Below are 9,123 nucleotides of genomic sequence, written 5' to 3'. Positions count from 1 at the left end.
TCAGCGTGGACGCGTTCCCTTGTGGGAGCTGGCTTGCCAGCGATGGTCGTTAACGATAACGCGTGTGAGCTGGATGAACGCGGCGCGCTTGAGTCCATCGCCAGCAAGCTGGCTCCTACAGCTTCAGCGTGGGCACGTTCCCTTGTGGGAGCTGGCTTGCCAGCGATGGTCGTTAACGATAACGCGTGTGAGCTGGATGAACGCGGCGCACTGGAGTCTATCGCCAGCAGGCTGGCTCCTACAGTTTCCCGGGGTGCGTAAAAACCTCATTCCATGAAACACGGGGCGATTCACTACTCCGGAAACCAGCGCCGCCGAAGCCTCTCAAGCACACCGTTGGCCTCGATGCGTCGATAGCCCTCGTCATAGATGTCCAGTGCTCGCAATCCGTCTGGATGGGACAGGCTAAAACCTATCGTCGAGTTCACCAGACCGCAATTGAAGGCGAAGCGCACGGTATCTTCTGTCCCTGACTGCTGAGCCTTTCGGTTTCTGACCTCGAGGTCGTTGCTCATGATCACGGCTGCCTGAAAGCGTCGAGCAGCGAGTTTTTGGAGGCTCGTCAAGTCTGAGAGGGAGTTCTCGAACACTCCCCCTGAGGTCTGGAGCGCCATGACCTGGGCTGAGTATTCGTAATCTCTGGTGATGCCGACGACGGTGCCGGGCGGCAAAATACATTGACCGTCCGGGGTCTTCGGCAAGGGCGCATTGATGGATTCAAAAGCATCGTTACTGACCTTGAATATCGGTCGCGCCGCCAGTTTGATCTTGCCCTGGAATTCGGGTTGCCAGCTCATGTTGAAGCAAGCGGCGACCTGGCTGCTGAGCTCCATGTACTTACAGCGTGAATAGGGCACTACTTTTAACCTGGCTTCCACGGCCATCTCTTTGAAGTCGGCGAGGACCACGTCGTTGGTGTAACCGGTACCGTTCCGTTATGGTCGACCCGATGGATGATTTGAGAAACTCGCAAAGAAGCGCTCGTTGACTGAGTAACCGGCCTATGCCGTTGTTTGACGACTGCCCGGATCAAAAAGGACTGCACATGACCCAGTATCTTGCCTTGTTTCTTGTTGGCGCCACGGGATTTGCCCAGGCGCAAACCCTATGCTCCGACGCCTGGTACCAAGCGATCGACAAGCGACTGCAAACGGCCGATGCGCAAGGGCACGGGCCGGATATGGGCTCCGACGAATGGAAATCGGTGATCGAGTTCAAGTTAGGAGTTCGCGGTGGGGCAAACGTCCCTGAACGAAGCTCCGAAGAGTGGTGCATGTACATTGATCAGCAGACCAAGGCGATGCGGGCTAACGGGAGCCACGCCGGAAAACCCCTGACGGTCAATGTCACACCTGGCCCTTCTTACGATTGCGCCAAGGTGGAGCCTGGCAGTATCGAAGCGCTGATCTGTGAGGACAAGGACTTGTCCGCACTCGATCGCAAGCTGTCGCAAGTGTATGCCAGTGCGAGTATCAAGGCCGGCAACGAGCATCCTCCCACGCGGAAAGCAGAGCAGCGTGGATGGATCAAGGGGCGCGATGACTGCTGGAAGAGCGATGACGCGGGTGCATGCGTACGCATGGAATATCAGCGTCGCATCGCCGAGTTGCAGGCGCGGTACCGGCTGGTGTCGGGCACAGGGCCTGTTTACTACGAGTGCGACGGCAACCCGGCTAACGAGGTTACGGCCACGTTCTTCAAAACCGATCCGCCGACGCTAATCGCAGAGCGTGGCGATAGCGTATCGCTGATGTACCAGCAGCCAGGCGGCAGTGGCATAAAATACCTTGGGCGCAATGAGACCCTTTGGGAGCATCAGGCCGAGACGATAATCACGTGGGGATACGGTGCGCTCGAGTCACATTGCAAAAGAAAACCTTGAAACGGCGCGCTTGATCAAAGCGCGCATTCAAACTTTGAGATCAACGACACGCAATACGCTTTTTGGTTAACCCAGTGCTTTCCTGAGCCCTTTCAAGCGCACATTCGCCCGTTGCACAGCGGCCATTTTTTCAGGCCGCTTCATGCGTTTCCACTTTCTGATGTCTTCCTTGCTTCGCCCGCAACTGACACACAGATCACCACTGAGTTGGCAAACTGCAATGCAGGGATTTTCGATTTCCTTAGCCATGGTCAGTCACCTTTGACCACCCGTGATTGAGCCAGGCGACTTTTCCAGTCACCAGCGTGAGTGCGTTGGCACTCCTCCTCAGAGTCGAAGCGGACATGGCGGTCTGAAGGGGTCAGGTCGATGTTGGCCTCATTCAACGCGATGGCCGTCAACTCAAAGATGCGCGCCTTCGCGTGAACCTGGGCGAGCTGCCTGTCAGCCAGGGTTTCGAACACCCAGGTGACCTTCAGGGTTTCAGCCAACGCATTCAGGTCAGCGGTGTGGGTGAGCCAGGTAAAGCCTTTGAATTCACCTTTTGCGGTTTCGCACGCGTCGGTGAGCGTGGTGATCAACCGGCGTTCGATCCGCGCCAGTTCACGTTTGCCTGGTGGCATCAGGGGTTCCTTTGGAGACAAGAGTGGGGAGGTGCGGGATCAGGCCGATCGAAACTCGACCGTCAGGTGGCTGACCTCGTGCACCGGCTTGAGACGTTCACGAATGCTGTCGGCGCTCGTCGTGGCTTCGCCAAGGACGCTGACGATGGCCGCATGGGCTTGCGGTCCGACTCGCCAGACGTGCAAGTCCGTGATGGTGGCATCCCCCGGTTTCTCGACCCGATCGCGGATCTCCTCGGCCACGTGCGCATCGGTCTGATCGAGCAGCACACCGGCGGTGGTCCCCATCAAGGTCCAGGCCCAACGCGCGATAACGATGGCGCCGACGATGCCCATCACCGGGTCCAGCCATACCCAGCCCAGATACCGGCCGGCGAGCAGTGCAACAATGGCCAGAACCGAAGTCAGCGCGTCTGCGATGACGTGGACGTAAGCGGATTTCAGGTTGTTGTCGTTGCTGTGATGGGGATGGACATGGGAATGGCCGTGATCCTCATGATCGTGTCCATGACGGTGCCCATGACTGTGATCGTAGCCCAGCAGCAGGGCACTGACGACGTTGACGATCAGACCGGCAATCGCGATGAGCGTCGCGGTGCCGAACTGAACCTGCGTCGGCTGCAAGAGGCGCATGACAGACTCAACGCCAATGCCCAGGGCAACCATACCGAGGATCAGCGCCGAGGCGAACCCGCCCAGGTCTCCAACCTTTCCGGTACCGAAACTGTAGCGCTGGCTGTAGGCATGGCGTTTTGCGTATCCGTAAGCGGCCGCCGCGATGCCCAATGCGCCGGCATGGGTTGCCATGTGAAAACCATCGGCCAGTAGCGCCATCGAGCCCGTGAGGTACCCGGCGGTGATCTCGCCAACCATCATCACAAGGGTCAATGCCACAACCCAAAGCGTACGCCTGGCATTTTTGTCGTGTGCCGGGCCAAGGAACACGTGGTCGTGCCTGTAGTTGATGTGGGGGCTGCTCATGATGTCTACCTGGATGCGTTCACTTGGAGTAACGGCGAATGGCTTCAAGCAACTCTTCGACGCCCTTGTTGCGCTCCGCTTCGCTCAGCGCAGGGTTCGCGACATGCTCGCGCGCGTGGTCCTCGATGATTTCTTCCATCAAGCCGTTGATGGCGCCGCGAGTGGCGGCCACAAGGTGCAGTGTCCTGGCGCAATCGAGATCCGATTCCAATGCGCGTTCAACGGCCTGGATTTGTCCGGCGATGCGTTTTACGCGCTTGAGAAGATCGTCTTTGTTTGCTGCGATATGGCCCATTGGATGTATACCCCCCCTACCTATGCTTTGTGCATGATAGGCATACCCCCTATACCTATGCAAGGTCGGCCAAAGCCCGGCCGTGGACCGTAATTCTGTTCAGTAAAGCGAGAATGCTCCTACAGAATCAGCATTACGGCCGTGGACCGGACTTTGCGACCGGGCAGGCGTCAGTCTGCCATATGGGTTGCGGCCCATTGAGTGGAATCAAGCCCGAAGTCTTTCATCGGCGGTTGCTGAAGGCTGCAGCAGCGAAAACAGATTCTTGGGATCCTGCAACTCTGGTACCAGCTGAATATCGCTGCCAATGTTGAGCGTTTTTGCAACATCCAGCACATAGCGCAGGGCGGAGTAGTCCTCGATGGCGAAGCCGACCGAGTCGAACAAGGTGACTTCCTCGGCATGCTGGCGACCTGGGGTCTGACCGGTGACGACTTTCCAGAACTCGATCACCGGAGAGTCGGCGGGCATCTGCTGAATTTCCCCTTCGATGCGGCTTTGCGGCTCGTACTCAACCATGACCCGCGCACGCTCCACAATGTCCCGGTGCAATTCGGTCTTGCCGGGGCAGTCGCCGCCCACGGCGTTGAGGTGCATTCCAGGTTCGATCATCTCAGGCGTTAAAATGGTTGCGTAGGCCTTGTCGGCCGTGACCGTGGTTACGATATCGGCACCACGCACCGCTTGCGCGACGGTTTTGGCAACAGTCACCTGTATGGCAGGGTAGGCCCGCAGGTTGGCGACCAGCTTCGCCGTTGCCGCTGGATCGATGTCGTAGAGACAGATTTCAGTAATGCCGAGCAATGTATGGAATGCCAGGGCCTGGAATTCGCTCTGTGAGCCGTTGCCGATCAGTGCCATTCGGCGGCTGTCCGGTCGGGCGAGGTAGCGGGCCGCGAGCGCAGAAGTGGCAGCGGTGCGAATGGCGGTCGTCAGCGTCATTTCACTCAGCAACACAGGCTTGCCGGTATCGACGTCTCCCAGTGCACCAAACGCCATGACCGTCAGCATGCCATTGTGGGTGTTCTTCGGGTGTCCATTGACATACTTGAAGGCGTAGAGCGAGGCATCAGACACGGGCATCAGCTCGATGACGCCCTCGGGTGAGTGGTTTGCCAGGCGCGCGCATTTTTCGAAATCCGGCCAGCGTACGTAGTCTTGACGGATGTATTCGGCCATTTCGATCAGGCATTTGGGTAAGCCGTTTTCCCGGACGAGGAGGCTCAGATCATTTACGTCAATGTAACGGGTCATATGGGGTTCCTTTGCGCGTCTTTTAGTGTGCCGGTCTGGACGACCTGTCGCGTTCGCGATGAGGTGGTCCGTTTGGTTGCAACCTACTTATTGTCGAGGCAATGGCGAGACGATTTCGGCCAATACCGGCCCTGGATACAGCCAGAGAAGTCGAAAAACAGAGCGCGCACAGCGGAATCGGCCAGGCACCCGCTACTGCTCCATCCTTATGCGGATCAGTCAGCCTCAACGGCAATCGCATTGGTTGTAACGCTCCCATCAAGCGGAGAAACAGCCACTTGCAGCAGACGACAGAATCGGCTGTGAAACCCCTTCGTTCAGCACAGGCAGGCTGTTTGAACGGGGGGTTACGACACCAGCACCCTCCCGGCAATTGGCATTCTGGCGGTCCGTTTCAAGCAGTTGTCGTTCACCGCTTGAGATGGAGTGCAACTCCGACGACTGGCTGCTTCCAGTCGATAACAACAACAAAAACGGCTGCGGTGAAGACCGCATCGACTCTCTGCCCCTGTCAAAAAAGTGTGGTCCGACGCAAGCGCCGGATCGCGATAAATCCAAATAATCCGGGACTCAAGAAAATGAACATCAAATGGCTGACTTTGCCGGCACTCGCGTTGCTGTGCTGCACCACGGGCGCCAGTGCCAAGGAATGGAAGGAGCTGCGATTTGGCGTCAACCCAAGCTACCCACCCTTTGAATCCACCACGGCCGATGGCGGTGTACAGGGGTTCGGCGTGGATCTGGGCAATGCAATCTGTGCCGAGCTGAAGCTCACCTGCGTGTGGGTCAGTAATGATTTCGACGGGCTGATTCCGGGGCTCAAGGCCGGCAAGTTCGATGCCATCGAATCTTCTATGACCGTTACCGACGCGCGTAAAAAACAGATCGACTTTACCGATCGCCTGTACGCCGGACCGACCGCCATCGTTACCCGCAAAGACTCCGGACTGCTGCCTACCGCAGAGTCGCTGCGCGGCAAAACCATCGGCTACATGCAGGGCACGATTCAGGAAACCTACGCCAAGGCCAAACTGGCGCCGGGCGGGGTGAAACTGCGGGCCTATCAGAATCAGGATCAGGTCTATGCCGACCTGGTATTTGGCCGTCTCGATGCGTCGATCCAGGACAAGCTGCAAGCGCAGATGAGTTTCCTGACCTCGCCACAAGGGGCTGACTTCCACAACAGTGAAGGCATCAGCGACCCGTTGGTGCCGTCAGAAATCGCCATTGGTGTGCGCAAGGACAACGAAGAGCTCAAAGGCATGCTCAATGCCGCCATCAAGGCCCTGCACGACAAGGGCATCTACGCGCAGATCCAGCAGAAACACTTCGGTGACCTGGACCTCTACAACAACTGATCCTCGCGCCCCGATCGCTGTGTCGCAGCGACCGGGGCGCATCAAGACAGGTGACTGGCGTGAACTCCTTCCTGAATATTCCGGGGCTCGATCTTTCGGCCCTGCAAGGCTATGGCCCTTTGTTGCTGCACGGCACCTGGGTCACCCTCAAACTGTCGGCGCTCGCGCTTGTGGTGAGCATGGCGCTGGGGCTGCTCGGCGCGGCGGCCAAGCTGTCGCCGCTGAAGCTGTTGAATCTGCCGGCGACCTTTTACACGACACTGATCCGTGGCGTGCCCGACCTGGTACTGATGCTGCTGATTTTCTACAGCCTGCAAGGCTGGCTCAGCGCCCTGACCGAAGCCATGGGCTGGCCCTACATGGAAATCGACCCATTCGTGGCCGGCATCATCACCCTGGGTTTTATCTACGGGGCGTATTTCACCGAGACCTTTCGCGGGGCGATTCTCAGTGTGCCGCGCGGTCAACAGGAAGCCGCCGCGTGTTTCGGCCTGAACCGTTGGCAGCGTTTTCGTTTCGTGGTGTTCCCGCAAATGATGCGTTTCGCCTTGCCGAGCCTTGGCAACAACTGGCTGGTGCTGCTCAAGGCCACGGCGCTGGTGTCGATCATCGGTTTGTCGGACCTGGTCAAAGTCGCGCAGGAGGCCGGCAAAAGTACGTTCAACATGCTTGATTTCCTGCTGTTGGCCGCCGGGCTCTACCTGCTGATCACCAGCGCTTCGAACTACGTATTGCGCGTGCTGGAACGGCGCTACAACCAGGGTGTACGGGGGATGGCGCGATGATCGAGTTGATTGCCGAATACTGGAAACCCTTTCTATTCAGCGACGGCGAGACCCTCACCGGGTTGGCCATGACCCTGTGGCTGCTGGTGGCGAGTATTACCATGGGCTTTTTCCTGTCGTTGCCCCTGGCGATCTTGCGCGTCTCGCGCTGGGGCGTTTTGCGTTGGCCGGTTCAGCTGTTTACCTACATTTTTCGCGGCACGCCGTTGTATATCCAGTTGCTGATTTGCTACAGCGGGATTTACGGCATTGCCGTGGTTCGTTCACAGCCATTGCTCGAAGCGTTCTTCCGCGATGCCATGAATTGCACCTTGCTGGCGTTTACCCTCAACACCTGCGCCTACACCGTGGAAATTTTCGCCGGAGCGATCCGCAGCATTCCCTACGGTGAAATCGAAGCGGCCCATGCCTATGGCCTCAGTGGCTGGCGCCTGTATCTGCAACTGATCCTGCCTTCGGCGCTGCGCCGCGCGCTGCCGTACTACAGCAACGAAGTGATCCTGATGTTGCACGCGACTTCGGTGGCGTTCACCGCAACGATTCCGGACATCCTGAAAATCGCCAGGGATGCCAACGCCGCGACATTCATGACCTTTCAGGCCTTCGGCATCGCCGGTCTGCTGTACCTGGTGCTGTCGTTCGGGCTGGTCGGTGCGTTCCGCCTGGCTGAGAAACGCTGGCTGAGCTTCCTGGGCCCGGCCCACTGACTTCCATTTTTTCCAGAGCGGCACCGATGAGTGTGCCGCTCCAGGAGTATTCGCATGTACAAACTCACCGTTGAAAATCTGTATAAACGTTTTGGTGACAACGAAGTACTCAAGGGCGTCTCGTTGAACGCGAGGGCAGGGGACGTGGTGAGCATGATCGGCGCCAGCGGCTCGGGTAAAAGCACCATGCTGCGCTGCATCAACTTTCTGGAGCGGGCGGACGAAGGCGCCATTGCCCTGGATGGCGAGCGAGTCCTCACCCGCCAGGGTGTCGGTGGCATGCGTGTCGCCAACCCGAAGCAGTTGCAGCGCTTGCGCACGCGACTGGCGATGGTGTTCCAGCATTTCAACCTGTGGAGTCACCTGACCGTGCTGGAGAACATCGTGCTGGCGCCGTGTCGTGTCCTGGGCATGAGTCGCAAAGCTGCCGAGGAGAGCGCGCGGGCGTATCTGGACAAGGTTGGCTTGCCGCAACGGGTGGCCGATCAGTACCCGGCGTTTCTGTCGGGCGGGCAGCAACAACGGGTGGCGATCGCCCGGGCCCTGGCGGTGGAACCGGAAATCCTGTTGTTCGACGAGCCCACCTCGGCGCTCGACCCGGAACTGGTGGGTGAAGTGCTGAAGGTGATTCAGGCACTGGCCGAAGAAGGCCGGACCATGTTGATGGTGACCCACGAAATGGGCTTTGCCCGGCAGGTCTCCAGCCAGGTGTTGTTCTTGCATCAGGGGCGGGTCGAGGAGCAGGGTGATGCTACGATACTCGACCGGCCAAACAGTGAACGTTTGCAGCAATTTCTATCGGGTCGTTTGAAGTGAGGCAAGGCGTACATGGCGGATATCCGCGATCTGTCGATCGTGCTTGATCGTATCGATCAGGCAATCATTGAAGTGTTGCGTCACGAAGGGCGCATCACCTATCAAAAGCTGTCCGAGCGCGTGCACCTGACCCCCAGGCCTTGTCTGGAACGAGTGCGCAAGCTGGAACAGCTTGGGGTCATTCGCGGCTATGGTGCGATTCTCGACGAGAAGAAACTGACGCCGGGCTTGTCATTGCTGGTGTTGGTGGCGTTGTCGAACCAGAGCGGACGCGCGGCGCAAAAGGCCTTCGAAGCCAAGGTCCGCGCCTGCCCGCAGGTGCTGGAATGTCGCCTGATCAGCGGCGCGTTCGACTACAGCCTGCGCATGCGCTGCCGTGACATGGAGCATTACCGGGTGTTGACCGAAGTCTGGTTCGACGA

At 58.5% G+C, this 9,123-nt stretch carries 12 protein-coding genes; 6 read left to right on the top strand and 6 right to left on the bottom strand.

Features of this window, described 5'->3' with window-relative positions; translation table 11 throughout:
- Positions 1–293: 293 nt before the first annotated feature.
- The gene (locus AC3WN7_RS10770) at positions 294–908 is read right to left on the bottom strand and encodes a hypothetical protein (protein WP_102675011.1); all 615 of its coding nucleotides are present in this window, start codon (positions 906–908) and stop codon (positions 294–296) included.
- Between the two features lie 137 nt (positions 909–1,045).
- Here AC3WN7_RS10770 and AC3WN7_RS10765 point away from each other — a divergent pair, with 137 nt between their 5' ends.
- Positions 1,046–1,882 (top strand): MliC family protein, encoded by an 837-nt coding sequence (locus AC3WN7_RS10765; RefSeq protein ID WP_102675016.1) that lies wholly within the window; start codon positions 1,046–1,048, stop codon positions 1,880–1,882.
- Between the two features lie 66 nt (positions 1,883–1,948).
- Here the strand turns inward: AC3WN7_RS10765 and AC3WN7_RS10760 are convergent, their stop codons facing one another.
- From AC3WN7_RS10760 to ocd, 5 genes are all read right to left on the bottom strand, one after another.
- Positions 1,949–2,131, bottom strand: a complete 183-nt coding sequence (locus AC3WN7_RS10760) for a DUF1289 domain-containing protein (RefSeq protein WP_015095164.1) — start codon at positions 2,129–2,131, stop codon at positions 1,949–1,951.
- Between the two features lie 2 nt (positions 2,132–2,133).
- Positions 2,134–2,505: a hypothetical protein gene (locus AC3WN7_RS10755; protein ID WP_102675010.1), complete on the bottom strand. Its 372-nt coding sequence runs from the start codon at positions 2,503–2,505 to the stop codon at positions 2,134–2,136.
- Positions 2,506–2,544: 39 nt separating this feature from the next.
- Complete coding sequence (gene dmeF, locus AC3WN7_RS10750; RefSeq protein WP_102675009.1) at positions 2,545–3,486, bottom strand: CDF family Co(II)/Ni(II) efflux transporter DmeF; 942 nt, start codon at positions 3,484–3,486, stop codon at positions 2,545–2,547.
- 19 nt (positions 3,487–3,505) lie between these two features.
- Entirely contained in the window at positions 3,506–3,781 is a 276-nt protein-coding gene (locus AC3WN7_RS10745) for a metal/formaldehyde-sensitive transcriptional repressor (protein ID WP_007974809.1), read from the bottom strand.
- Positions 3,782–3,988: 207 nt separating this feature from the next.
- The gene (gene ocd, locus AC3WN7_RS10740; protein WP_102675008.1) at positions 3,989–5,035 is read right to left on the bottom strand and encodes an ornithine cyclodeaminase; all 1,047 of its coding nucleotides are present in this window, start codon (positions 5,033–5,035) and stop codon (positions 3,989–3,991) included.
- A 578-nt stretch (positions 5,036–5,613) separates the two neighbouring features.
- Between ocd and AC3WN7_RS10735 the strand changes: the two genes are divergently transcribed.
- The 5 genes from AC3WN7_RS10735 to AC3WN7_RS10715 all read left to right on the top strand — a co-directional run.
- Positions 5,614–6,393, top strand: coding sequence for a transporter substrate-binding domain-containing protein (locus AC3WN7_RS10735; protein ID WP_095966216.1), 780 nt, complete (start codon positions 5,614–5,616; stop codon positions 6,391–6,393).
- 59 nt (positions 6,394–6,452) lie between these two features.
- Complete coding sequence (locus AC3WN7_RS10730) at positions 6,453–7,178, top strand: ABC transporter permease (RefSeq protein ID WP_102675007.1); 726 nt, start codon at positions 6,453–6,455, stop codon at positions 7,176–7,178.
- Positions 7,175–7,885, top strand: coding sequence for an ABC transporter permease (locus AC3WN7_RS10725; RefSeq protein WP_102675006.1), 711 nt, complete (start codon positions 7,175–7,177; stop codon positions 7,883–7,885). Before AC3WN7_RS10730 ends, AC3WN7_RS10725 begins: the two co-directional genes overlap by 4 nt.
- Before the next feature lie 54 nt (positions 7,886–7,939).
- Positions 7,940–8,701 carry an ABC transporter ATP-binding protein gene (locus AC3WN7_RS10720; protein ID WP_007986657.1) on the top strand — a complete coding sequence of 254 codons (762 nt, stop codon included), beginning with the start codon at positions 7,940–7,942 and terminating at the stop codon, positions 8,699–8,701.
- Between the two features lie 12 nt (positions 8,702–8,713).
- Positions 8,714–9,123: Lrp/AsnC family transcriptional regulator (locus AC3WN7_RS10715; protein ID WP_492575273.1), on the top strand; the 410-nt coding region annotated here is incomplete at its 3' end.

The sequence above is a fragment of the Pseudomonas sp. FW305-70 genome, from assembly GCF_058783925.1.
This window is presented reverse-complemented; position numbering and strand designations above follow the sequence as displayed.

Excerpts from the sequence above, each read along its gene's own strand:
- AC3WN7_RS10725 (WP_102675006.1), top strand. The coding sequence starts at position 7,175 with ATGATCGAGTTGATTGCCGAATACTGGAAACCCTTTCTATTCAGCGAC.
- AC3WN7_RS10735 (WP_095966216.1), top strand. The coding sequence starts at position 5,614 with ATGAACATCAAATGGCTGACTTTGCCGGCACTCGCGTTGCTGTGCTGC.
- AC3WN7_RS10720 (WP_007986657.1), top strand. The coding sequence starts at position 7,940 with ATGTACAAACTCACCGTTGAAAATCTGTATAAACGTTTTGGTGACAAC.
- AC3WN7_RS10745 (WP_007974809.1), bottom strand. The coding sequence starts at position 3,781 with ATGGGCCATATCGCAGCAAACAAAGACGATCTTCTCAAGCGCGTAAAA.
- AC3WN7_RS10760 (WP_015095164.1), bottom strand. The coding sequence starts at position 2,131 with ATGGCTAAGGAAATCGAAAATCCCTGCATTGCAGTTTGCCAACTCAGT.
- ocd (WP_102675008.1), bottom strand. The coding sequence starts at position 5,035 with ATGACCCGTTACATTGACGTAAATGATCTGAGCCTCCTCGTCCGGGAA.
- AC3WN7_RS10755 (WP_102675010.1), bottom strand. The coding sequence starts at position 2,505 with ATGCCACCAGGCAAACGTGAACTGGCGCGGATCGAACGCCGGTTGATC.
- AC3WN7_RS10765 (WP_102675016.1), top strand. The coding sequence starts at position 1,046 with ATGACCCAGTATCTTGCCTTGTTTCTTGTTGGCGCCACGGGATTTGCC.
- dmeF (WP_102675009.1), bottom strand. The coding sequence starts at position 3,486 with ATGAGCAGCCCCCACATCAACTACAGGCACGACCACGTGTTCCTTGGC.